This is a genomic window from Nonomuraea sp. NPDC049269, assembly GCF_043197155.1.
GTDB lineage: Bacteria > Actinomycetota > Actinomycetes > Streptosporangiales > Streptosporangiaceae > Nonomuraea.
Genome location: NZ_JBICSO010000002.1, coordinates 151,526 through 173,809 on the forward strand (window position 1 = coordinate 151,526; position 22,284 = coordinate 173,809).

Consider the following 22,284-nt stretch of genomic DNA (forward strand, 5'->3'; position numbering starts at 1 on the left):
CATAGGAGGCAGCGACACGAAAGGGTGGGTCAGGTGAAGATCCGGGTAAACCGCGATGTTCTGGCGGACGCGGTGGCATGGGCCGCCAGGGTCCTGCCAAGTCGCCCTGTGGTGCCCGTGCTCTCCGGCTTGCTGCTGGGGGCCGATGAGGAGTTGAGCCTGTCCGCGTTCGACTACGACGTCTCGGCGCAGGCCAGGATCGAGGCCGACGTGGCCGAGGAAGGCCAGGTGCTCATTCCCGGCCGCCTGCTGGCGGAGATCAGCCGCAGCCTGCCCGCCGAGGACGTCGAGATCGTCACCGAAGGGCAAGAGGCGGTCCTGACCTGCGGCAGCGCCGAGTTCGGCCTGATCACGATGCCCGTCGAAGACTTCCCGACCATGCCCACGATGCCGCCGAGCATCGGCGCCATCGGCGGTGGCGTCTTCGCCTCGGCCGTGAGCCAGGTCGCGCCCGCGGCCAGCCGCGACGACACGCTGCCGATGCTCACCGGCATCAGGGTCGACATCGAGGGCGAGTCGCTGACGATGGCGGCCACCGACCGCTACCGCATCGCGGCCCGCGACCTCACCTGGCGCCCGGTGGCGCCCGACGTCGCCATGTCCGCCATGGTGCCCGCTCGCGTGCTGGTCGACGTGGCCAAGACGCTGCGCGGGGGCGAGGTGGCGATGGCGCTGGGCGACGGCGTCGCGGGCTTCGAGAGCGTCGGCCGCAGCACCACGGTCCGCCTGCTCGACGAGCAGTTCATCGACTACCGCACCAGGCTGACCGCCGACTGGTCGATCAGGGCCGATGTGCCGGTGACGGCGTTCGTCAACGCCATCAAGCGGGTGGCGCTGGTGGCCGAGCGCAACACCGCGATCCGGCTGTCGTTCAGCCAGGGCCACGTCCGCATCCAGGCCGGCGGCGGCGACATCGGCCGCGGCTCCGAGGTGGTCGAGTGCGAGCTGCGCGGCGACGACATCCAGATCGCCTTCCAGTCGCAGTTCCTCCTCGACGGCCTGACCGGCATCGACACCGACCTGGCCCGCATCAACATGGAGTCACCGACCAGGGCCGCGCTCATCCAGGACGTTCCGGGTGACGCGCAGCCCAGCTTCCGCTATTTGGTGATGTCGCTGCGGCTCGGCTGAGCCGCTGGATCATTCACCTTCGGTGAGCGCGATGAGAATGTGCTCCATGCAGGCGTGGCCGGCGCGCTCGGCGGCGGTGGCGTCGCCCGAGGAGATGGCCCGCGCGATGGCGTCGTGGGGAATGTAGCTCTTGTTCAGCGACGTGCCCGCGGCCGTGATGCTGGCCCGCAGCGCCGCCGAGAAGTCCTCATAGAGGTCGATCAGCACGAGGTTGTGCGTGGCGTGCGCCACCGACATGTGGAACGCCAGGTCGGCCTCGACGAAGGCGTCCGGGTCGTCCAGCTCCCAGGCGCGGTCTCGCTCGGCGAGCGCGGCCTCGATGCGCACGATGTCCTCGTCGGTGCGCCTGGTGGCGGCCAGGCGGGCCGACTCGACCTCCAGCGCGCGCCGCACTTCAAGGATCTCCAGCTGCTCCGCCTGGCGCAGGCGCCTGAGCATCGCGCCGGAGAGCTCGCTCGTGGCTCGGACATAGGTCCCGTCGCCCTGGCGGCACTCCAGCAGCCCGGCGTGGGTGAGCGCGCGTACGGCCTCGCGTACGGTGTTGCGCCCCACCCCGAGCTGCTCAGCGAGCACCGTCTCGGTAGGAATCTTGCCGTTCATCTGCCACAACCCTGAGGTGATCTGCTCCTTGAGTTGATCAATCACCTGGTCGACGAGCGAAGCTCGCTGAGCCGTACGCAGACTCACAGTCCGCCTCCTCCGGGGTGCCAGTCATCCCATGAGTCAATGACTGGTAGACCCTAATTATTCCAGACTCAAAAACCAAATCTGGAGCTCCCGGAGGCTAACGGGACACAGAAGCGTCGATCTTCACCCCTGCCAGTGCGGAATGGACGCCGGCTGCTTCCAGCGCCTTGCGATAGGCGCGGGTCTGCTGTGCCTTGTCTCCTGATTTGCCGTAAAGGTCGCCCAGCTCTCGCCAGCAGCGTGCGGCCTGCCTGTCAGAGCCGAACACTGGATGGTTGAGCGTGTCGAGCAATCGCTGGGCTTCGCCCAGGTGCCTCGCCGTGTCGGCGTTGAGCGCGAGCGCGACGGTGGCGAGCACCAGGTGGGCCTCGGCCGGTGCCGTGCCCGGGGCGTCGTGCACCAGGTCGAGCGCCGACGTGGCCAGCTCTCCTGCCCGCACGGCGTCCTGCGCACGCAGCTTGACCCTGGCGTGCGCGATGAGGCTCTCGCCGTGCTCCTGCGTGCTGCCCGCGGTGCTCGCGAACGCGCGAGTCGCCGCCTCGGCCCACAGGTCGGCCTCGGCGAGCGGCGACGAGTCGAGACTGGCCCAGTGCATGGCCGCCCGGGCCAACTGGAGCGCCAGCCTGGCGGGCCGGCCTGCCATGATCGCGTCGTCGGCCAGCCGTACGGCCAGCGCGGAGTCCTCGCCACCGGCCGCGGCGACGCTCGCCTGCCAGAGGGTGTGGATCTCAGCGGAACGGTCCACAATGTCAGGCACGCCGCCGGCGTCGAGCACCCGCCGGACATAGTCGAGCTCGGGGGAGTCGCCCTCGCGTCCGGTGCGCGCCTCAACCAGTGCGGCAGCCAGATCGATGGCGATCTCGCCTTGCGTGATCGCCAGCCGCTCCGCCTGCTCCAGCGCGTGCGCGGCCAGGTCTCGAGCCCGCAGACGGTCGCCCGCCCGCTGGTAGCAGCGGCTCAGCGCCACGGCGAGCGGCAGGTCGGCCAGGCGCTCGGGATGCGCCGCCGCCTCCCTGCGCAGTCGCTCGAACGCCTCGACCGCCTGGCCGAGCCGTCCCTGTGCCTCGAGGGCGCGCGCCCTGCCGAAGCGGGCGTGCGCGGTCAGCAGCGCGTTTTCCTCGTCGGATGCCTTCACGATCTCAGTGAAGCGGTCGGCCGCGACGATGGGGTCGCCGTGCTGTAGCTCCAGCTCCGCGTGGCGGAGGCCGAGCTCGGTATCGATGCGCTGCCGAGGCTCGATCCCATGCAGGAGGAACTCGGTGGTGCACCCCAGGCGCTCGGCCAGGAGTCTTGCTACAACCGGAGTCGGTGTCCGCTTGCCCGACTCGATGAGCGAGACATAACTGTCAGATAGGTCGGGTCCGGCCAGTTGGGCCTGAGACATCCGCCTGTTTAGCCGCAGTCCTCGGACGCGGTCACCGATGGTTCCCTGACTCGGCATCTCATCTCTCAAGGCGGGGAAGGGTCAACACTCCGCAATGATTGCATGAAGTCCCGCAATCGGGTATCCCCACGTGAAGAATTCCCCGAGCCAAGGATTAATCGTCGCTGTCGTCCTTGCTGGGGAAAAGCATCTGGCAGACCTCGAGGTACAAGGTCTCCGGATACGGAATGTACTCGACTGTTGACAGTGCCTGATCCTGACCAGCGGATTCGAGGATGAACTCACCGTAGCCGAGCATGCGCCCAAGCAGAGATCGCTGGAAGCTCATGTCGGTGACCTTGCCCAAAGGCATCATCGCGACTTTGCGGGTGATGAGGCCTGTGGTGAGCAACATCCGCTTTGAGGTAACCACAAAGTAGTCAACCGACCACTCCGCGACTTTCCATACAAAACGGATCAACAGCAGCAGCCAGAGCCACCACACGACAACGAGGGCCGTGCTGCTCCCCTCGCCGCCGAAAATCTTGCTGAGCAGCCCGGCGACGATCAGGCCGCCGAAGACCTCGGCGACCGGGCGAAGCAGCACGGCTGGGTGACGCCGTACCATGATGACCTGTTGTTCGTGGGGGAGAAGGTAACGGTTGACCGACGCCGGAGCAGAGTCCCCGTGGGTCACAAGTCTCATGAGAGAACGTTCACGAATTGAGCCAGTGAGTCGGCTCCGTTGATCATGGTGTCGAACGCCCCTCTGACCGCCTCAGCGGCGTCGGTTGGTCGCGCGAACAGGTAGTACGCCACAAAAGCGATACCCCCGTATGTGAAGACCTTTTTGACCTGCACTGTCGCCTCCGTACCACTACCTTCTACACCCGCCGTATACATTACCCACCCCAATGCCGGGGTAAAGGTAACTTTGCGGGTTAGTTTTGATCTTGCTTAGCCACGTTCGCTGGCCACCAGAGCCAGGACGTGAAGGTGCTTGCGCGCGATCCGCTCGACGAGACTCGGATGGGCATAGCCCGTGACCTCCAGCGCGCCGTAGTGCGCCGCCTCGACGCAGCGCGTTACGGTGACCGCGGAGTGGATGCCGGCGAACTCCTCGCGGAGTGCCGTCTCCACGTCCGCGTACGGACTTGACTCCGACTCGGTGTGCTCACTCACGAGAACACCTCGGTAATCGGAAAATCGCTCATCGTGCTCCCCCCACGCGCGTGCGGAAGTTGCCTTCCTCTCACTCCATACCCACGTGACAACAGTATGTAACGAAGCGAGTACGCAACGTGGCAGGTCAGACAACTCCGTAGAGTCGATCTCCCGCGTCGCCCAGCCCTGGAACGATGTAACCGTTCTCGTTCAGCCGCTCGTCGAGGGCGGCGGTCACGACGCGGATCGGCTTGCCGGAGTTGGCGAACACCTTGTCCATGTACGCCAGCCCCTCGGGCGCCGCGAGCAGGCAGATCGCCGTGACGTCGACGGCCCCACGGTCGAACAGGAACCGCACGGCCGCGGCGAGCGTGCCGCCGGTGGCCAGCATGGGGTCGACCACGTAGCACTGGCGCCCGGAAAGGTCGTCGGGCAGCCGGGTGGCGTAGGTCTCGGCCTGCAGCGTCGACTCGTTGCGGATCATGCCGAGGAAGCCGACCTCGGCCGTGGGCAGCAGCCTGGTCATGCCGTCGAGCATGCCGAGACCCGCCCGCAGGATCGGCACGACCAGCGGGGACGGCTTGGCCATCCGTACCCCGTGAGCATCGGCGACCGGGGTCTGCACGGTCACGTCGATGACCCGGACATCGCGGGTCGCCTCATACGCCAGCAGGGTCACCAGCTCGTCCGCCAGCCGGCGGAACGTCGGCGAGTCCGTCCGGACATCACGTAGCGTGGTGAGCTTGTGTGCTACGAGAGGATGGTCGACGACGAGGGTTTCCATAAGGGACAACGCTATCTTGTGTGCAACGAACCGGCACGTCGCGTCATCGGTTTTGATCACAATTTGGTCGGAGCGGCACACGGGGGGTGGTCGGGTCTGGAACGATTGGAGGCCGAAGTGGCCACGTCGTGGGGTGGACGATGACAGAAGAAGATGCGCTCGACTTCGCCATCGTGGTCTATCGCGAGGATGAATGCTGGGACGCCGGGCTGCTGCCGGTCGCGCTGACGTCCGATCTGCACGGTCTGATCAAGGCTCTGCGCCAGCAGCCGAGCGAGAGTGGCACGATTGGCCTGGTCGCCGTGGGGGACGAGTTCTTCGTGGCGCTGCGGGTTCTCGGTGATCGCGTCGATGTCTTCCTCTCCGACATCGCCGCGTCCTGGGACTTCCCGCTGGCCGAGCAGGTTCTCGACTACCTCGACGTGCCGATCCCCGACGAGGAGGAACTCGACGAGATCCTCCAGGACGAGGAGACGGTGCTCCCCGCAGGCGATCTGTCGATCTTCGCGGACCTGGGACTCGACGAGATGGAGCTGGGCATACTCTCCGGCGACATCGAACTCCTCCCGGAGGACGTGCTGTCCAGCATCGCCGCGCGGCTCGGTTTCTCCGAGCCGTTCGAGCGGGCCATCGAATCGGTCTTCGGCTGACCCCTGGAGCATGGACATGGCGTCCAACACCTTTTCCGCGGCCTTCGTCAAGATCCCCGGCGGCTGGAGCGGCGCCGAGGTCGATCTCGGCGACGCCGAGATCGTCGACGACTTCGGCGACGCGGTGACCGAGGCCCTCGGCCTGTCCGGTGACGAGCTCGCCCTGCTCTGCGTCGAGGTGGAGGACGAGTGGTTCGCCATCGTCCGCTACCGCGGTGACGAGGAGCCGCGGGTGTTCCTCTCCGACGCGCACGCGATCCTTTCTGACACGCTCGGCGAGCTGTTCGCGGAGTTCGCCGGGGTGGCCCCCGACAAGGAGAGCAACGGGCTGGGCGTCAAGCCGGCCGGCGACTTCGAACTCCTGAGCGACCTGGGCGTGAGCTCGGAGGAGCTGCTGGAGCTGAGCATGGAAGAGGGCGTGCTGCCCGCCGACATCCTCTCCGTGATCGCCGAGCGGCTGTCCTTCGCCGACGAGCTCGACCGGTTGCGGTGAACCACGCCGACGCGATGCGCCTGGCCTTGGCCGAGGCCGTCGCGGCCGGCGCCCGCGGCGAGGTCCCCGTCGGCGCGGTCGTCCTCGGCCCGCTGGGCGAGGTGCTCGCCTCCGCCGGCAACTCCCGCGAGGCTTCCTCCGATCCGACCGCCCACGCGGAGGTCGTGGCCCTGCGGCAGGCCGCCCGGGCGCTCGGACGGTGGCGGCTGGAGGGCTGCACGCTGGTGGTCACGCTGGAGCCGTGCACGATGTGCGCGGGCGCCGCGGTGCTGGCCCGGGTCGATCGCGTCGTGTACGGGGCCGTCGACGAGAAGGGCGGGGCCGTGGGGTCACTGTGGGACGTGGTCCGGGACCGCAGGCTCAACCACCGGCCCGAGGTCGTCATGGGGGTGCTGGGTGAGGAGTGCGCTGCCGTACTAAAGGGGTTCTTCGGCACTCGGCGGATCCGGTAAGCTCGTCGACGGTGGTGTCGCCTAGTGGCCGAGGGCGCACGCCTCGAAAGCGTGTGATGGGGCAACTCATCCGTGGGTTCAAATCCCACCACCACCGCCACATATTTGGGCCTCTGACCTGTTTGATCGGGTCAGAGGCCTTTTGTTATGGCTGGACCTTCGGTGTCCCACCTGATGAGGGCCACCCGGTGTCCGACTTGAGCTCCGGTGCGGGGATCCACCTTGAAGGCCCCGAACAGGGTGGTGGTCTCCAACGACGTGGCGGCGGACCAGAGCGCCTCACGTGCCGTACTGCCGGCTTGGCGGGCGCAATGTGTCGCGATGGCCGCGGCGGCGACGGCTTGCGCGGCCGGATAGTCCGGGAGCGAACCGGCGCGCTCCCGGTACGCGGTCAGGAAGTCGTCCTCGGTCATGGACAGCTCGACGCGGTCGCCTCCGCCGGGGAACCACTGCCCGACGCCGTAGACGCCCACAGGGTCGCCGATGGCCGCGCCGAAGTCGCGGACGCCCGCGGCTACTGCGCAGACGGTCTGCGGAGGCGTCGGTAGTGATCTGGCCGACGTGACCGTTTCCACGTCTTCCTCGAAGGAGCCGGCGCAGAACAGGCTCCACGCCTCCGGCGACGGCAACGTGCGGATGTCGGTCGGCCCGAGGCGGGCGGTGCGGATGTTGAGGGAATGCGCCATGTGCTCGGCTCCGTCGGCCACCTGTCGGCCGAAGCTGCCCTTGCCCTGAAGGATCCGGAGCGGGTGTGGGTCACGCCGGGCGGCGAGGTGCCGGATGAAGGGGTCCGCGTAGCGGCTCGCGGGCGTGAGCACGGAGACCACGTGACCGGGGTGAGCTGTCTCGACGTCGTCGCCTGCTCCGCCGTGGTTCCAGATCAGGCGGTCCATGGCCGCGGCGATGGTGCCCGCTCTTCGCGTGAGCAGCGTGGAGTAGGGGCCGAGCAGGAGGTCGCACTCCGCCGCCAACCTGGGGAGGAGGGTCTCCACCCGCTCGGGGTCGCTGCCGTCGTCCTCGATGAGGAGGTCGACCGCGTCGGCCGTGGATCGCCAGATGTCCAGGGCGAGCCGGGCCTGGCCGCCGAAGCGCGCGTACTCGCCGGACAGCGACAGGCAGGCGCCGAGACGAAGCCGGTTCCCGTATGGCGCTGCCACGCTGTCCCCTCGCTTACTCGTTGTGGGCCCAGCCGCTCCACCGCTCGACGGTGATCACCACCACCGGGCCCTCAGGTCGCCGCTCCGCGTACTGTTCGTAGCGTTCGGCCAGCCGGTCGAGCCAGTGCCGGCGGGTGGTGTCGTCTTGGGCGATCGCCGCGGTGCCATCGGCTCGGGCCCACCACAGGTGCCGCCAGTCGTCGGAGTAGTGGTCGGCCAGGACGCACACGTGGTCGTTGGCCGCGATGTTGCGGAGCCTGCGGAGGTCGGTGGCGCGCTTCGGTTTGTGATCCACGGCGAACACGATCACGTCGTCCTCGACGGCGAAGACGATGGGCACCAGGTGCGGCACCCCTTGCCCGTCCACGGTGGCCAGCGTGGCGCTGCGTGCCGCCAGGAACTTCGATCGGGCCGTGGCCTCGTCCATCGAACCAACTCTCAGACGACGTCGAACTCGTTGCCCTCCGGATCCGTCATGGCCACCGCGTAATGGTCCATCCCGGGCTCCGAGAGCACGCGCACGACGGAGGCGCCCGCGCGGACCAGCCGCTCCACTTCGGCGTCGACGCGGGCTCTGCGGGTCGCCAGCGGAACCTCCTCCCGCTTGCCGCCCACCTTGATGTCGAGGTGAAAGCGGTTTTTCACCACCTTGCCCTCTGGGACCTGCTGGAACCAGATCCGCGGGCCCGCGCCCTCCGGGTCGACGATGCTGTCGGCACAGTCTCCGTCGCCGAGCTCCTCTTCGGGCACGCCGATGCTCTGCCAGTAGTCTCGCCAGGTGTCGAAGTGGCCCGGCGGCTCCTCCAGCTCGTAACCCAAGCCGTCGGCCCAGAAGCGCGCCAGCCGATCAGGGTCGGCGCAGTCGATCACCAGCTGAAAAAAGACCATGGAGGCATCCTGCCCGAGAAGGCTGACATTTCTTTCTCAGCTGGGCATCTCCAGGACCCTGGCGTGCAGGATCGATCTCTGGTGCAGGGCCGCCCGGAGAGCCCGGTGCAACCCGTCCTCCAGATAGAGCTCGCCCTGCCACTGCACCACGTGCGGGAAGAGGTCGCCGTAGAACGTGGAGTCGGCGGCGAGCAGGGAATGCAGGTCCAGCATGGCCTTCGTGGTGATCAACGAGTCGAGCCGGACCTGCCGTGGGGGGATCTGCGCCCATTCTCTGGGGGTCAGACCATGGTCGGGATAAGGGCGTCCGTCACCGACGAGCTTAAAGATCACCCCAACGATTTTAGGAGAGAATCCGATTACTCGTGTTGTTCGGGGCTGTTATAGAAGATCAGATTGCGCGCATTGGGCTGGGTCGCCGGTCTTGTAACCGCGATTCAGCGCGTTGACGCGTTGCTCCGAGCTGCCGTGCGTGAACGACTCCGGGTCGATCCTGCCCTGGGTGCGCTGCTGGATCCGGTCGTCGCCGACCGCCGCCGCCGCGTCGAGCGCCTCGGCGAACTCCGACGTGGTGAACGGCTTGTCGTAGAAGCCGGTGTCGACCGCGTGCTTGGCCCACACCCCCGCGTAGCAGTCGGCCTGCAGTTCCGTCGCCACCGAGTTGCCTTCGGAGAGCGCGCCCAGCAGGTCCTGGACGTGGTGGCCGTACTCGTGGGCGATCACATACGCCTGCGCAAAGGGCCCGCCTTTGGCGCCGAACTGGCTCTGCAACTGGTTGAAGAAGCTCAGGTCGAGGTAGACGCGCTGGTCGCCGGGGCAATAGAAGGGACCGACCGCTGAGCTGGCCGCGCCGCAGGGGGTACGCAGGCTGCCGGAGTAAAGGACCGTCTTCGAGGGGCGATAGTCGGAAATCTGCGTCTTCCAGTAGTCCTGGATGCTGTTGACCACACCCACGACCCGGCACTTCTCCGACTGGTCGGCGTCCTTGCCGGTCCGGCACTGTTGCGACAGATTCGAGGACGGCTGCCGCTGGGCGGGCTGGCTGTTGTCACCGCCGCCTAGGTTGTTCAGGACGAAGACCAGGACGAGCACGATCAGGCTGACGATCCCGCCCCCGCCGATGACCACGCCGCCCGGGAACCCGCCGCCACCACCACCGCCGCCACTGCCGCCAACGTCCTCCACCTGTGAGGCATCGAGGTTGGCATCGTCCCTGAAGTCCATCGCTGAGGTCCCTTCTCGGGTGCTGCTCGGATGACAGCTTCCCGAATGGGGCCCTTAGATGCCACCGGTGAGCCCGTCGCGCCGCCTGCCGTACGAAGACCGCGGAGAGAATGTCCGCTAATGTGCCCATATGACGGGCGGAATGCTGGGAATCGCACTGGTGTCGCTGGGTATGGTCCTCACCCCGGGGCCGAACATGATCTACCTGGTGTCACGCTCCATCACCCAGGGCCGCCGGGCCGGCCTGATCTCCCTCATCGGGGTGGCGCTCGGCTTCACCGTCTATCTGACGGCCACCTGCCTGGGCCTGACGGCGATCTTCGCGTACGTGCCGGCCGCCTACACCGTGCTCAAGCTGGCCGGCGCCGCCTACCTGCTCTGGCTGGCCTGGAACGCCGTCAAGCCCGGCGGCACCTCCGCCTTCGAGCCGCGCGAGCTCGAGATCGAGCCGCCGCGCAAGCTCTTCGCCATGGGCCTGCTCACCTGCCTGCTGAACCCGAAGATCGCGATCCTGTACCTCTCGCTGCTGCCGCAGTTCATCGACCCCGCCATGGGACACGTGCTGCTGCAGAGCCTCGCGCTCGGGTCGGTCCAGATCTTCATCGGAACCCTGGTCAACGCCCTGATCGCCGTGTCGGCGGGCACGCTGGCGGCCTTCCTGGCCCGCCGCCCGCTCTGGCTGCGGATCCAGCGCTACTTCATGGGCACCGTGCTCGCCGGCATCGCCGTCCACCTGGTCGCCGATCGCTCCAAGGCCCTCGTACCGGCATAGGCACGACGCCTCTGATCGGGTCGGGGCGAAATTTCGGGAACCGCGCGGCCTCTCGGCGGTAATTACTCGTGTCATGACAGACACCCGAGAGGCACGAGATGCGACACGAGAGCCGGACGGACGCACCGCCCTGGCCCGCGGCCGTGGAGACGGCCGACGATGCCGCGGTGATCGCCCGATCCCGGCATGAGCCCGAACACTTCACCACGTTGTTCACCCGCCACGCCCCGGCGCTCAAGCGCTATGTCATCAGGCGATTGGGCCCGGATCCGGCCGAGGACATCGTCGCGGAGACGTTCGCGCGGGCCTTCCAGCACCGGGAGACGTACGACCTGGCCCGCGACGACGCGCGGCCATGGCTGTACGGCATCGCCACGAACCTCATCGGGCGGCACCGGCGTCACGAGATCAGCCAGTATCGGGCTCTGAGCCGCACGGGGGCGGACTCGGTGACCGAATCGTTCACCGACGAGGTCGACCAGCGGGTGGCCGCGGACGGTGCGCGACGCCGTCTGGCCGGCGCTCTGGCCGGGCTTCCTCGGGGGCACCGTGACGCGTTGCTGCTGGTGACGTGGGCGGAGCTCACGTACGAGCAGGCTGCTCACGCGCTGGGCGTTCCGGTGGGGACGGTGCGTTCGCGGGTCAATCGGGCTCGAAGCAAGCTACGGCGGGTGCTCGGTGGCATCGACCCAACCGACGCGGACGAAGGAATGAACCGTTGAACGAGCTCGAACTCCTCAACAGGCTGCGCGACGAGGTCCCGGCGCGGCCCGACGTGCGGGCGGAGGAACGCCGGCTGCTCGCCGAGATCCGGGGCGGCTCCCCGGTACCGCGAAAGCGGCCGGCGCTCCGCCCGCGCTGGGGCCTGGCCCTGGTCGCGTGTGGCGTGGCCGCCGCCGCGGTGGTCGTGAGCCAACTCGGCGGAGCCGAGCGGCCGGTCAAGGTACGGCCGGCCGACCCGGTCGGCCTGCTGGAGAACGCGGCCCTCGTCGCCGCGCGTACCAAGGCCGTCGAGATCCGCTCCGACCAGTGGTTCTACATCAAAGAGTCCCAGCACATGCCTGGTGGTGGTGGCCTCCCTGGCTTCGAGCACTGGAGCCGGATGGACGGGCAGAAGGACGCCGTACGGACGAGGGGCAAGCTGAGGCTCGGGAACGGAGAGAAGGGGCCGACGAACCCGGGCAAGACCGCACAGGAAGTGGAGGCTCTGCCGACCGATCCCGACCAGCTGCTCGCGCACTTCCGCGGGCTCAAGGAGGAGCGGACTCCCCTGTCCATCTGCCAGCCCAACTGTCCGGAAGGCACGCTCCCGGACGTCAACGCCTTCGGGGCGATCGGGTGGTATCTGAAGTTCGGGCCCGTGATCCCGCCGGAGAAGGCGGCGGCGATGTACCGGGCCCTGGCGAAGATCCCGAACGTCACCGTCCAGGAGAACGTCTCGGACGGTGACGGTCGCCAGGGCATCGGCGTCGTCCTGGATCTGGGCGCGGCAGGCAAAGGCACGTACATCCTCGACCCGGAGGACTATCACTACATGGGGATAAAGGTCGAGCAGGACGGCGAGACCGCCTCCATGTCCGTACTGGGCTCCGGGATCGTCGACCAGCCCGGCCAGACGCCCTGATCAGGTGAGCGCGACGCGGACGGCCGAGGGGTCGACTCCGGACAGGGGGATGGCGAAGACGGCCGTCCGCTCGCGCGCCCCGTACACCACGAACCGCAGGCCGTCCTCGTCCCACACGTCCTGGACGTCCGAGGTGAGCTGCGCGGACGCCGAGCAGTAGGCGGGGCTGAGGTAGAGCAGGTGCAGCGAGACCTCCAGCGGGATCTCCTCCGGCGAACGTACGGCGAGCGGCCGGCGGAGCTGGACGAGCAGTTGGCGCAGCGGGCGCAGCCAGTAGCGGTCCAGCTCAGCCGACAGGCCGAGCAGGGCGATGATCTCCGCCAGGCCCAGCGTCATGAGCGGGGGATCCAGCGGGTACGGCCGTGCCCAGATCGCCGCGACGCCCGCGACGCACAGGAGCCCCGCGCGGGCGAAGGCGCGCCAGTTCACGGGATGGGAGTGCGCGCCCAGGCAGCCGCAGGACGCGGTGGGCGCGGTCGCGTACGAATAGGTGAGATAGGCGAGGAATCCTGTGGAGAGCACGGCGGCGGCCGCGCCCTCCTCAGGGGAGACCGGAGGCAGCAGCAGTGCGGCCGCCACCGCGAGCTCCACCACGCCGACGAGCCGGAGCGTGGGGACCGCGCGCGCCGAGCCGACCAGCCGGGCCAGTGCGGTCCGCCCGGCTTCCGCCCGCATTCGACGGCTGAACAGTTTCATCAGGGCCGCCCAGACGAGGAAGAGGGCGATCACGTACGGCTGAAGCGCGGCGATCCCGTGCATCTGTCGCTCCTAGTGAGGGGAGAAGACGGTGGCGATGTCGACCTCGTTCGTGTCCGGCCGCCACGCGCCCAGGATCTGTACGTGCTGGCTCACCCGCAGCATCGAGAGGTCCGAGGACGCCGGTGACTCGGAATGGATGGCGACCGACTTGCCGGGTACGACGTGGCAGAGGACCTCTTGGCCGTTGTGGTCGAGGTGGAGCTTGTCGCTGGTGATGTTCTTGATGTGGCCTTTGATGTTGACGATGTTGAGCCACACCGCCTCGGCGGCGAGCACTCCGTCGGGCATCCGCACGCCCCGGGCGTACAGGCCGTCACCCGGCTTGGCCTGGTCGAAGGGGACCGGCCCCAGCTTCCAGAGGCTCGTGCCGTCCACGACCCTGATGTTGTGGAACACCATGTTCGAGCCCAGGACGAGGAGCGTGTTGTCCTTGATGGAGCGGATCCGGCCCTCGGCGAAGTTGGGGTCGGGGGCGCCGGGCTCGACCTCCTGCACCTTGGCCGAGGCGAACGCCGCCTCAGGGCCGAGCGAACCCAGCGCGGTCGCGGCGACCACGCTGGCACCGCCACCGAGCAGGGCGGACTTGAGCATTTGCCGTCTGCTGGTCATCGTCAGCTCCCTAGGGCGTCGAGATCTCGCACGGTCGCAGGCCGGTGGAGAGGCTGGCGATCTTGCTGTAGGCGGCCGGGGTGAGGTCGATGATGCGGTCGCCGGCGCAGGTCGCGCCGCAACAGCTCTTCTCACCGCAGAACAGGTCCGTCTGCGGACCGCAGTCGGCGATGGCGGTGACGACGCTGGAACCGCTGCACAGTCCCGTGATCTTGTGCTGGAACCCGCAGGTCCGCCGGGAGAGGTTGAAGCCGCAGGTGTCGGGGTGGGTGATCGCCCAGCAGGCGTCGGAGGTGTTGGGCCAGGCGTGCTGGAGGCTTCCCGAGTTGCAGGTGCCACAGGCTCCCTTGCCGGTGGTGCTGCATGGTCCCCAGGCTGTGCCGCAGCAGAACCAGGAGACCTCTCCTCGGACGGCGGCGAGTAAGTCGATGGGTGGGGGGTCAGTGGGCTGGCTGCGCGCCATGCGCGTCCTCCTTGGGGTTGGCTCCGGACGGTCCCCCGATGAGGTCGTGAAACTTTCCAACTTGATCCATCAAAACATGTAAGAATTTTTCGTCAATGCCCAAATGCCTCCACCGGTACGGCGGGCAGGCATCGGCGAGCAGCCGAGGCGGGCTGTTTGCCCCTGCTACCGCCTCAGTCGCTCCAGGGCGAACGAGCGGATCTCTTCGGTCTCCGTGTCGGCGGCGCGCTCCAGAAGCGTCGAGTCCTCGCCGCCCCTTCCGGACAGGCGGGCCGCCGCCGCTGCCGCGAACAGGCGCGTGGTCAGGTCGTCGGCTTCGAGCCGCTCGATGATCTCGCGGGGGGCCGCCTGCTCGGATTCCTGGCTGATCAGCCATTCCGTCAGAGTTCTGATGTGGCCCGGCGGTAGATGTGGCACTCCTGCCGCCAGTTGATCGACCGTCGCGACGGCCAGGAAACGGAGTACTTTCCAGCGCACGGCAGGTTCAGGGTCCTGGCTCAGGTTCAGGGTTCGCGCGATCACCGGTCCGTCGGTGGCGTTCGTCACCACGACCTCGACGGCGAAGAATCTTACATAGAGGAGTGGGTGGCCGAGGAGTGCCGGAATTTCCGTCATCATGGGGGCGGCGCGCTCGCCCAGCTCCGAGAGCAGCCAGGCTCCCGTCCTCACGGACGCGTTGTCGTCGCTGTGTAGGAGTCTGCCGAGGTTCTCGACGGGATAGCCCGCGTACAGCTCGTCCAGCAGGTCATTGGCCGCGGGGCCGACGACGGCGTCGTTGCCGGGGTGCGTACGAATGCGTTCTATCAGGTCGTCCCCTGGCTGCCTGTCCATGGATCTCTCACCAATCATTCAGATCGTCTTTGAGCTTTTCCAGGGCTTCCCGTTCTCGGCGCATTCTTTCCTGGTGACCGGCGTCGGAGAAGCCGAGCCAGGCTTCTTCTTCCTCTCTTGCCTTGACGCTGTCCTCCAGGTCTTTTTCACCCTCCGCTTCTCGCTTTCCGTCATCCCGGCTGTGCTGTCGGGCACGTTGCCGTGAAATTTGCCGGTGCTGTCCTTCTTGCCCCAACTTATATTCGTGCGTAAGGCGGTCCCGTTCTCGTACGGGCTCAACCGGCCGCCCGGCCCGGCCAGCGCGGGGCTGCCGAGGCCGCCTCGTGGGCTGACCGCCCTTCCGCCGAGTTCCTCGATGCAGCCCGCCGCCGTTGCGCTGCCAGTTCTCCGCCAGCGCCGTCGCTGATCGTCCTTCGTAGCCGTAGGTCGCCCGCCCCATGGTGGAGTCGGCGTTCTCGGACAGTGTGGTCAGGTTCGGGACGGTGTCGCTCACGGCTCTCGCGTCCGTCACCACCTTGTCGGGATCGACGTCGAGGACGTTGACGCCGATCAACTGGGCCAGTTCCTCGATGAGGGGCGGCGTGTCCATACCTATGCCGTGATCCCTGCCGCCGGGATGACGCTCGCGGCGTCGGCGTCTCTCATCGTGGCGGCCGTGTCCCCCAAGCCGCTTCCGTGGTGTCGAGCACGGCGCCATGGGCGGACAGCGTGCGCACCCCGGCCTGAACGCATTCCGCGAACGCGCAGTGACTGTCAGCCTGGCGGACATTTCGAGGAAATTGTAAATGCTCGCTCCCGCCAGGCCACGGCTGGAAGGCTTTCCGCACCAGACGTGATTGTGGGGGCCGCGTGCGAGCGTCGTCCATGCAGGAAGACCGTGAATACCTGGACCACCTGCTGCCGCGGGCGGAGGACGCTATCCGCGGTCTACGTGACGCTCATGCCCGGCTCGGGCGGATCACCGGTGCGGGTGAGGGGGCCGAAGGGCTGGTCCGTGCGGTGGCCGATGGGCGAGGAAGAGCACGGGAACTCGTTCTCGCGCCGCGTAGCAAGCGACTGGACGCCGAGGCTCTCGCCCGGGAAGTCGGCGAGGCGATCCTGAGCGCTCAGCGGGACGCCGAACGCCAGGCCCAGGCGATCACGGACGAGGTCGACGCGAAGCTCGCGGCACTGCCCAAGGCGCTCGACGCGGAGTTCGTGCAGGAACGGATCGAGCAGGTGTCCCGCGAGATCGACGCCGCGACCGACGTCGCGATGTGAAATCCGGCGGGGGCGCCGGTGCGCCACCCCGCCGGATGCCTTCGCTCAGCCGCAGACGGACGAGGTCCAGACGCTGTAGCGGGTGACGATGCCCCAGGTCGAGACCTCACCGTCGCAGAATTCTGTCTTGGCTCCAACCACGTTGTTGTGAGTGGCGTCGGAGTAGTACGCGGTGTTGCACATGTAGCCTGCCGGGCACCTGAAACCCTGCGTGCCGGCTTGCGCGGTGGCCGGTACGACAGCGAGCGCGGCGGCGGCCAGGACTGTGGCGGCCAGTGCGCGACGGATCATGAACGGTCCTTTCTGAGCACGAAGACGACGTGGAGCTTCAGCAGATCGGTGGGGAAGAACTGCCCGGGTTCCGCTCAGCAGGGGCTCCAGTAGAGGTCCACATAGATGCTGCGCGTGCCCCAGACGTACAACGTGCCGTCGCAGGCTTCGTCCCTCAGGCCGATCTCGGTGGTGTGGGCGGAGTCGGAGTAGTACGTGGTGATGCAGTGGTAGTTGATCGGGCAGGCTTGGGCCTGCGCGGGGGCGGTGGGGAGGGCGACGAGGGCAGTGGCGGCCACGGCTGTGGCGACCAGTGCGCGACGGATCATGACTCGTCCTTCCTGAGCACGAAACGGTGTGGGACTCCCCTCCTGGCAGGAGGCGACCCAACCCATGATCAAAATGATCTGTCCCGTCCGCATGAAACGCAATACTTACTAACATGTATGACGATCTGTAGAAAGACTGGTGCATTCGCGGAACGCGTTATGGCGTGTTGTTATTATCGGACCATTGATGATGCGTATCGGCGTGCTCGCCTGGCGTTATGTCCGCTGTTCGGGCCAGCCGTACCTGCGCTGTCCCGATAATTCGGACGCACCTCAAGCCGGTTTTTGATCTACGGATCGGGTAAGGTCGCCAGCCGGTCATCGCGCGCAGAAAATTTTCCGGAGATATACGGCAGGGATACAGGGGTTGCATAGATATTCATGCCGAAATTCGCGGCGGAATGCGGGGCGGAAATCTCGCTCGTTGAGCTGTGCGCGGCCGGACCAAGGCTCGGCACCTGTGTCAGGCTCTGGCCCGCGGCCGGGGTCGCGCGGATCAGGCGGGGAGGTCTGGCGGCCCTGCGCGAGGCTCGGCGTGCCCAGACGGGCGTCAACTGAGGTCCGAACGCCAGAAGGGGTGTGCCGTGATCACGGCACACCCCTTCTGGACTGGCGGAGGATAGGAGATTTGAACTCCTGAAGGGTTGCCCCTTACACGCTTTCCAAGCGTGCGCCCTCGGCCACTAGGCGAATCCTCCGCCGAGTAGCTTACCGGACTCCGGTACGTGCCGAGACCACGATTTACGTGTGGCGAGGCCTCGGTTCAGCTGCAGCGAGCACTGCCGGATGTGGCTAGACTGTCCAAGGACCCCTCGCGCGGCGTCATCCTGTGAACCTCCCCAGGGCCGGAAGGCAGCAAGGATAAGCGGGCTCTGGCGGGTGTGCGGGGGGTCTCTTCGTTGGGAGCCCCCTCGCAGGCGGGATGGTCGCATGAGCCTTGCGCTTTATCGCAGGTACCGACCTGGGACCTTCGCTGAGGTCAAGGGTCAGGAGCACGTCACAGATCCGCTCCGGCAGGCACTGCGTACGGGCCGTATCAACCACGCATACCTCTTCAGCGGGCCGCGCGGCTGCGGCAAGACCTCCAGCGCCCGCATCCTGGCGCGTTCGCTCAACTGCGAGAAGGGGCCCACCCCTGATCCGTGCGGTGTCTGCGAGTCGTGTGTCGCGCTCGCCCCCACCGGGCCGGGCCACCTCGACGTCATCGAGATCGACGCCGCCTCCCACGGTGGTGTGGACGACGCGCGTGACCTGCGCGAACGAGCCTTCTTCGCGCCCGTCTCCGCGCGCTACAAGATCTACATCATCGACGAGGCGCACATGGTGACCCGAGAGGGTTTCAACGCGCTGCTCAAGCTCGTCGAGGAGCCTCCGCCGCACCTGAAGTTCATTTTCGCGACTACCGAGCCGGAAAAGGTCATCGGCACCATCAAGTCGCGTACCCACCACTATCCATTCCGGCTGATGCCGCCCGCGACGCTGCGTGCGCTGCTCGAAGAGATTCTCCTCGCGGAGGACGTGCCGTTCGAGCCGACCGCCCTGCCGCTCGTCGTACGCGCCGGCGCCGGATCCGCGCGTGACTCGCTGTCCATCCTCGATCAGCTGCTCGCGGGGGCCGAGGAAGACGGCATCACCTACGCCAAGGCCGTCTCGCTGCTCGGCTACACCGACGGTGACCTGCTCGACGAGGTCGTCGGCGCGTTCGCCACCCGTGACGGGGCGCAGGTCTTCCACACCGTCAACCGGGTGATCGAGGGTGGCCACGATCCCCGGCGGTTCGCCGCCGACCTGCTCGAACGCTTCCGCGACCTGGTGATCCTGGCGAACGTCCCCGAGGCGGTCACGAGCGGCCTGCTCGACCGCCCGGCCGACGAGCTGGATCGCCTCGTCCAGCAGGCGGCCTCGATGGGGCCGGCCGAGCTCACGCGGGCCGCCGAGATCTTCAACACCGGCCTCACCGAGATGCGCGGCGCGACCTCGCCGCGGCTCCTGCTCGAGTTGATGTGCGCTCGCGTCCTGCTGCCCGGTGCTTCGCAGGGCGAGGACGCCCTGCTCGCCCGCCTCGAACGCCTCGAACGTGGCGGCGCCGTCGCCCAGATGGCCGCCCGGGCCGCGGGCACGGTCCGCACGGCGGCGGACTCCGGTCCGCCGTCCATGCCGCAACCGGGGGCTGCGTCCGCGCAGGGTGGCGCTTCTCACGTGGCCGGGGGCTCCTACGCGGCCGGCGCCGCGCAGGTTGGTGGTGCCGGGCATCCTGGTAGTGGCGGTCCGCAGGCGGGCAACGCCGCGTACGCCGGTGATGCCGCACACGCGGGGAGTGCCGCGTACGTCGGCGGTGCCCCGCAGGCGGGGAGTGGACCGCAGGCTGGGGCAGGCGTGCAGGCCGACGGTCCGGGAGCGGGTGGTTCGGCCGGGAGTGCTTCCACGAGCGCGGGTTCCCAGGCGGGCAGTGCCGACGACTGGCCGGAGCCGGCACGTCCCGGTCGGCCCGCGCAGTCAGCCGACGGGGCTCAGGGTGCGGCGTCGCATGGCGTTGGGTCGCAGGCGCCGTCGTCGCAAGCCGCCGCGTCTCAGGGGCAGTCGGCTCCAGGGCAATCGTCCTACGGTCAGGGGTCCCAGGCTCAAGGCTCGTCGGCTCAGGGCGGAGCGGCTCATGGCGGCGGCGGGGCCGCGGCGGGTGGTGCTGGGGCGGTTCAGCAGCAGTGGCCCGCCGTGCTGGCCGCGCTCAAGCAGCGCAGCATCGTCGTCTGGGCCAACGTGAGCACCAACGCCCAGGTGGTCGGCATCGAGGGCAACCTGGTCACGCTCGGCTTCGGCCAGGTCGGCGCGATGAAGAACTTCACCGGTGGCGGCAAGGACGCCGTGGTGGCCAGCGCGCTGGGCGACGTGTTCGGCGGCACCTGGCGGGTCGAGGCGGTCGTGGGCGGTTCCCCGGTCCCTCAGGGCTTCGGCGGCCCGCGGCCGGGCTCTCCCTCAAGTCCTCAGCCGGGCTCGCACTCAGGTCCCCAGCCGGGTTCTCATTCGGGTCCTCAGCCGGGCTCGCACCCAGGCCAGCAGGATTCGTCGGGCGCTTCCCGGTACAACCAGCCAGGCTCCGGTGCGGCCCCGCAGACCACCGCCCAGGGCGGGCAGCCTTCGTCGGGGCACGGCCGTACTCGTTCGCATGGCTCGTCGGACGACGATTCCGGCTCCCAGGAGGCGAGCCAACCCCCCGGACCCGCCGACCAGGCGGCCCAGGGCGGTGGCCGCCAGACGACGGACGAGTCCTGGCCGGACGCCCCTGACGACCCGAGCCCCGGCTCTCCGCCCACCCCGGACCCCACTCAAGCGACTTCCGGGGCCCGGCCTCCTCAGGGACGCGTCGGCTCGGGCGCTCCTGGAGGAACCCCTCCGGCCGGGGGTGGCTCGCCCGGGGCCGGTCTGGCTGCCGCACGGTCGGCCGCGATGGCAGCCGCCCAAGCGGGGCCCAGAGCCCCCGCGCCCCGTCAGGGAGGCTCCGCTGCCTGGCCGGACGCGGTCCCGGAACGCCGGAAAGGCCCGGAGGCCGACGAGGTCGACCCGCTGAACGACGCCGACGCGGACGTGAACGAGCTGTCCGGCATGGCACTCCTCCAGAGCCAGCTCGGCGCCCAGGTGATCGGCGAAATCTGACCACACCTGATAGGCGGCACCGATGCAGGGGGCCGTCTTCCGCGCTGGCCGGGCGAAGAGCTGACGGGCGAAGAGCTGACGGGCGAACGTCTTCCCATGCTGGGCTGTGCGAGGGCCTGACGGCAGGAGCGTCCCCGCGCCGCGCCGGGCCGGGTGAAGAGCTGGTGGGCGAGGGTCTTCCCGCGCGGGGCCGTACGAGGAGCTGACGGCAGGAGCGTCCCTGGCCGTGCGAGGAGCTGACAAGGGAGCGTCCGGTACTTGGTCGTGCGAGGAGTCGATCTGGGAGGCGGGTGGGCAGGGTCAGGCGCGGAGGCGGGCGCGGGCGGCGGCGGCGCGGTGGTCGGTGGCGGGGAGGGCGGTGGCGAGGCGTTGCAGGACTTCGAAGTCCTCTCGGCCTTCGGACGTCTGCGCGTACGCCCACAGGTCGTCGGGTGAGCCGCGCAGTAGCAGGCAGGTACGTACCTGGACCTCGAGTTCGTCACGTTCGCGGCGGATCTCGGGGGATTCTGAGCGGGGCAGCAGGGGGCCGGTGTAGGCGCGTGCCAGTGACGTTTGGTCCGAGCTGGCCAGGAGGTGTCTGAGCTCCAGGAAGTCGGCTTCGATGGGCGCGGTCAGGCGGTACGGGCGGGCGCCGATCGTGTCGCCGAGTTCGGCGCGGAGGCGGTGGATCTCGACCCGGATCGTCCCCGGGTTGCCGTCGTCGCCGTACAGGTGGAAAGAGAGTTGTTCGGCGGTGAGGCCGCTGGGGTGGAGTGCCAGGAGGGCGAGGATCTCCGTGTGCCGGAGGGAGAGGGGCAGGTGGCGCTCGCCCACCAGGGCCGTCGGCGAGTCTTCGCCGAGGAAGCCGTGGAGACGGAGGCGGGTGGGGGCGGGGGTGGATGGCGGGGGCGCGGTGCGCAGGAGGTAGCCGTCGGAGAAGGGTTCTAGGAGGACGAACCGGCCGTCTCGGAGGATCATGCGCTCGCCGGGGGCGGGTAGCGGGACTCGTTCGCCGAGTGTGCCCAGGGGGTCTCCGGAGATGACGCGGCCCGTCGGTGAGAGCAGGATGCCGGGGCGGCCGCCCAGCGCCTCGTAGCGGCGGCGCAGGCGCTCGTCGCGTTCGTGCATGCGCAGGGCGAGTTGGGTCTCGGCGAGCTTGGCGGTGGCGCAGACCAGCGCGACCGCGGCCGGGTGGGGAGAGCGCGCCGGATCGGTGATGTCGACGCAGCCGAGTACCTGGTCGGTGTCGGGGTCGATGATCGGGGCGGCGCTGCATGACTGGACGTGCAGCATGCGCATGAGTTGTTCGTCCGGGTAGACCCGCACCGGTGGGCGGGTGGCCGGTGCGGTGGCCATACTCCCGGTGCTCCCAGTGGTGCCGGTGGTGCCGGTCTGGTCGGGGGCGTGGGTCGCGTCTGGCTTGCCGTCACGTCCCAGGACCCTGCCGTTGGTGTCGGTCACGACCACGATATGGGCGGATTCATCGGCTATGTGGGCGAGTAAGGGGAGCAGGGGCTGCAACGGGTGTGACTCGGGTGCTTCGTGGTTGTCGGAGATCTCGCGAGGGAGGGCGCTCCCCGCGTCCGGGGACCGCTGCCAGGAGGCAGGGGGTAGTCCGCGCGCTTCCTCGGGCGCGGCCTTCCGCGTAACCGCCGCTTCGTGCGCCCCGCGAGACCGGCGGGAGTACGCGTCTGGATGGGTGCGACGCATCAGACACTCCAAGTAGTCAATCACTTACGGTGAG

General features: G+C 68.3%; 27 protein-coding genes, 2 tRNA genes and 1 other RNA gene. 11 read left to right on the top strand and 19 right to left on the bottom strand.

The window, feature by feature from the left end:
- Window positions 1-33 precede the first annotated feature (33 nt).
- Complete coding sequence (gene dnaN / locus ACGFNP_RS10115) at window positions 34-1,131, top strand: DNA polymerase III subunit beta (protein WP_358337990.1); 1,098 nt, start codon at window positions 34-36, stop codon at window positions 1,129-1,131.
- A gap of 9 nt (window positions 1,132-1,140) precedes the next feature.
- On the opposite strand, the gene ACGFNP_RS10120 is transcribed toward dnaN, so the two are convergent.
- From ACGFNP_RS10120 to upp, 5 genes are all read right to left on the bottom strand, one after another.
- Window positions 1,141-1,818, bottom strand: a complete 678-nt coding sequence (locus tag ACGFNP_RS10120) for a FadR/GntR family transcriptional regulator (protein ID WP_219535040.1) — start codon at window positions 1,816-1,818, stop codon at window positions 1,141-1,143.
- Window positions 1,819-1,915: 97 nt separating this feature from the next.
- Window positions 1,916-3,202: a helix-turn-helix domain-containing protein gene (locus ACGFNP_RS10125; protein ID WP_393316908.1), complete on the bottom strand. Its 1,287-nt coding sequence runs from the start codon at window positions 3,200-3,202 to the stop codon at window positions 1,916-1,918.
- A 154-nt stretch (window positions 3,203-3,356) separates the two neighbouring features.
- On the bottom strand, window positions 3,357-3,887 hold the full coding sequence (locus tag ACGFNP_RS10130) for a PH domain-containing protein (protein ID WP_214635196.1): 531 nt from the start codon (window positions 3,885-3,887) through the stop codon (window positions 3,357-3,359).
- A gap of 251 nt (window positions 3,888-4,138) precedes the next feature.
- On the bottom strand, window positions 4,139-4,363 hold the full coding sequence (locus tag ACGFNP_RS10135; RefSeq protein WP_358337984.1) for a hypothetical protein: 225 nt from the start codon (window positions 4,361-4,363) through the stop codon (window positions 4,139-4,141).
- 127 nt (window positions 4,364-4,490) lie between these two features.
- Window positions 4,491-5,129 (bottom strand): uracil phosphoribosyltransferase, encoded by a 639-nt coding sequence (gene upp / locus ACGFNP_RS10140; RefSeq protein ID WP_219535038.1) that lies wholly within the window; start codon window positions 5,127-5,129, stop codon window positions 4,491-4,493.
- A 140-nt stretch (window positions 5,130-5,269) separates the two neighbouring features.
- Between upp and ACGFNP_RS10145 the strand changes: the two genes are divergently transcribed.
- The 4 genes from ACGFNP_RS10145 (at window position 5,270) to ACGFNP_RS10160 (ending at window position 6,824) form a co-directional block, all read left to right on the top strand.
- The gene (locus tag ACGFNP_RS10145; RefSeq protein ID WP_358337981.1) at window positions 5,270-5,779 is read left to right on the top strand and encodes a tRNA adenosine deaminase-associated protein; all 510 of its coding nucleotides are present in this window, start codon (window positions 5,270-5,272) and stop codon (window positions 5,777-5,779) included.
- A gap of 16 nt (window positions 5,780-5,795) precedes the next feature.
- Window positions 5,796-6,272 carry a tRNA adenosine deaminase-associated protein gene (locus ACGFNP_RS10150; RefSeq protein ID WP_214635192.1) on the top strand — a complete coding sequence of 159 codons (477 nt, stop codon included), beginning with the start codon at window positions 5,796-5,798 and terminating at the stop codon, window positions 6,270-6,272.
- Complete coding sequence (tadA, locus tag ACGFNP_RS10155; RefSeq protein ID WP_358337978.1) at window positions 6,269-6,724, top strand: tRNA adenosine(34) deaminase TadA; 456 nt, start codon at window positions 6,269-6,271, stop codon at window positions 6,722-6,724. The genes ACGFNP_RS10150 and tadA overlap by 4 nt, the downstream gene beginning before the upstream one ends.
- A gap of 10 nt (window positions 6,725-6,734) precedes the next feature.
- Window positions 6,735-6,824: transfer RNA gene (locus tag ACGFNP_RS10160), tRNA-Ser, on the top strand.
- Window positions 6,825-6,855: 31 nt separating this feature from the next.
- On the opposite strand, the gene ACGFNP_RS10165 is transcribed toward ACGFNP_RS10160, so the two are convergent.
- Genes ACGFNP_RS10165 through ACGFNP_RS10185 form a run of 5 tightly spaced genes read right to left on the bottom strand, consistent with a single transcriptional unit; the run spans window position 6,856 to window position 9,993 of the window.
- Window positions 6,856-7,881 (bottom strand): ABC transporter substrate-binding protein, encoded by a 1,026-nt coding sequence (locus ACGFNP_RS10165; RefSeq protein ID WP_358337975.1) that lies wholly within the window; start codon window positions 7,879-7,881, stop codon window positions 6,856-6,858.
- 13 nt (window positions 7,882-7,894) lie between these two features.
- The gene (locus ACGFNP_RS10170) at window positions 7,895-8,308 is read right to left on the bottom strand and encodes a TIGR03668 family PPOX class F420-dependent oxidoreductase (protein ID WP_393316915.1); all 414 of its coding nucleotides are present in this window, start codon (window positions 8,306-8,308) and stop codon (window positions 7,895-7,897) included.
- Between the two features lie 11 nt (window positions 8,309-8,319).
- Window positions 8,320-8,769: a VOC family protein gene (locus tag ACGFNP_RS10175; RefSeq protein WP_358337969.1), complete on the bottom strand. Its 450-nt coding sequence runs from the start codon at window positions 8,767-8,769 to the stop codon at window positions 8,320-8,322.
- 36 nt (window positions 8,770-8,805) lie between these two features.
- Window positions 8,806-9,102 (bottom strand): type II toxin-antitoxin system VapB family antitoxin, encoded by a 297-nt coding sequence (locus tag ACGFNP_RS10180; protein ID WP_219535026.1) that lies wholly within the window; start codon window positions 9,100-9,102, stop codon window positions 8,806-8,808.
- Window positions 9,103-9,150: 48 nt separating this feature from the next.
- A complete protein-coding gene (locus tag ACGFNP_RS10185) occupies window positions 9,151-9,993 on the bottom strand; it encodes a neutral zinc metallopeptidase (protein ID WP_358337965.1) in 843 nt (280 codons plus the stop codon).
- A 142-nt stretch (window positions 9,994-10,135) separates the two neighbouring features.
- Between ACGFNP_RS10185 and ACGFNP_RS10190 the strand changes: the two genes are divergently transcribed.
- The 3 genes from ACGFNP_RS10190 to ACGFNP_RS10200 all read left to right on the top strand — a co-directional run bounded on the left by ACGFNP_RS10190 (window position 10,136) and on the right by ACGFNP_RS10200 (window position 12,389).
- Window positions 10,136-10,765, top strand: coding sequence for a LysE family translocator (locus tag ACGFNP_RS10190; protein WP_358337962.1), 630 nt, complete (start codon window positions 10,136-10,138; stop codon window positions 10,763-10,765).
- 98 nt (window positions 10,766-10,863) lie between these two features.
- On the top strand, window positions 10,864-11,487 hold the full coding sequence (locus ACGFNP_RS10195; RefSeq protein ID WP_393316920.1) for an RNA polymerase sigma factor: 624 nt from the start codon (window positions 10,864-10,866) through the stop codon (window positions 11,485-11,487).
- The gene (locus ACGFNP_RS10200) at window positions 11,484-12,389 is read left to right on the top strand and encodes a CU044_5270 family protein (protein WP_393316923.1); all 906 of its coding nucleotides are present in this window, start codon (window positions 11,484-11,486) and stop codon (window positions 12,387-12,389) included. The genes ACGFNP_RS10195 and ACGFNP_RS10200 overlap by 4 nt, the downstream gene beginning before the upstream one ends.
- Here the strand turns inward: ACGFNP_RS10200 and ACGFNP_RS10205 are convergent, their stop codons facing one another.
- From ACGFNP_RS10205 to ACGFNP_RS10225, 5 genes are all read right to left on the bottom strand, one after another.
- Window positions 12,390-13,148, bottom strand: coding sequence for a MauE/DoxX family redox-associated membrane protein (locus ACGFNP_RS10205; protein WP_358337953.1), 759 nt, complete (start codon window positions 13,146-13,148; stop codon window positions 12,390-12,392).
- A 9-nt stretch (window positions 13,149-13,157) separates the two neighbouring features.
- Window positions 13,158-13,757, bottom strand: coding sequence for a cell wall protein (locus ACGFNP_RS10210; RefSeq protein ID WP_358337950.1), 600 nt, complete (start codon window positions 13,755-13,757; stop codon window positions 13,158-13,160).
- Window positions 13,758-13,767: 10 nt separating this feature from the next.
- Window positions 13,768-14,220, bottom strand: coding sequence for a hypothetical protein (locus tag ACGFNP_RS10215; protein WP_358337947.1), 453 nt, complete (start codon window positions 14,218-14,220; stop codon window positions 13,768-13,770).
- 165 nt (window positions 14,221-14,385) lie between these two features.
- Entirely contained in the window at window positions 14,386-15,051 is a 666-nt protein-coding gene (locus ACGFNP_RS10220; RefSeq protein ID WP_358337944.1) for a hypothetical protein, read from the bottom strand.
- A gap of 7 nt (window positions 15,052-15,058) precedes the next feature.
- On the bottom strand, window positions 15,059-15,640 hold the full coding sequence (locus tag ACGFNP_RS10225; RefSeq protein ID WP_393316928.1) for a hypothetical protein: 582 nt from the start codon (window positions 15,638-15,640) through the stop codon (window positions 15,059-15,061).
- A gap of 275 nt (window positions 15,641-15,915) precedes the next feature.
- Here ACGFNP_RS10225 and ACGFNP_RS10230 point away from each other — a divergent pair, with 275 nt between their 5' ends.
- Window positions 15,916-16,311, top strand: a complete 396-nt coding sequence (locus tag ACGFNP_RS10230) for a YbaB/EbfC family nucleoid-associated protein (RefSeq protein WP_393316931.1) — start codon at window positions 15,916-15,918, stop codon at window positions 16,309-16,311.
- A 45-nt stretch (window positions 16,312-16,356) separates the two neighbouring features.
- On the opposite strand, the gene ACGFNP_RS10235 is transcribed toward ACGFNP_RS10230, so the two are convergent.
- The 3 genes from ACGFNP_RS10235 to ACGFNP_RS10245 all read right to left on the bottom strand — a co-directional run bounded on the left by ACGFNP_RS10235 (window position 16,357) and on the right by ACGFNP_RS10245 (window position 17,608).
- Entirely contained in the window at window positions 16,357-16,602 is a 246-nt protein-coding gene (locus ACGFNP_RS10235; RefSeq protein WP_358337932.1) for a DUF6289 family protein, read from the bottom strand.
- 74 nt (window positions 16,603-16,676) lie between these two features.
- The gene (locus ACGFNP_RS10240) at window positions 16,677-16,910 is read right to left on the bottom strand and encodes a DUF6289 family protein (RefSeq protein ID WP_358337929.1); all 234 of its coding nucleotides are present in this window, start codon (window positions 16,908-16,910) and stop codon (window positions 16,677-16,679) included.
- Between the two features lie 610 nt (window positions 16,911-17,520).
- A tRNA-Ser gene (locus ACGFNP_RS10245) sits at window positions 17,521-17,608 on the bottom strand.
- A gap of 105 nt (window positions 17,609-17,713) precedes the next feature.
- On the opposite strand from ACGFNP_RS10245, the gene ffs reads away from it, so the two are divergent.
- Together ffs and ACGFNP_RS10255 are read left to right on the top strand one after the other, a co-directional pair.
- Window positions 17,714-17,809, top strand: an RNA gene (gene ffs, locus ACGFNP_RS10250) — signal recognition particle sRNA small type.
- Window positions 17,810-17,840: 31 nt separating this feature from the next.
- The gene (locus ACGFNP_RS10255; protein WP_393316935.1) at window positions 17,841-20,561 is read left to right on the top strand and encodes a DNA polymerase III subunit gamma and tau; all 2,721 of its coding nucleotides are present in this window, start codon (window positions 17,841-17,843) and stop codon (window positions 20,559-20,561) included.
- A gap of 300 nt (window positions 20,562-20,861) precedes the next feature.
- Here the strand turns inward: ACGFNP_RS10255 and ACGFNP_RS10260 are convergent, their stop codons facing one another.
- The gene (locus ACGFNP_RS10260; RefSeq protein ID WP_393316938.1) at window positions 20,862-22,001 is read right to left on the bottom strand and encodes a GAF domain-containing protein; all 1,140 of its coding nucleotides are present in this window, start codon (window positions 21,999-22,001) and stop codon (window positions 20,862-20,864) included.
- Window positions 22,002-22,284 lie beyond the last annotated feature (283 nt).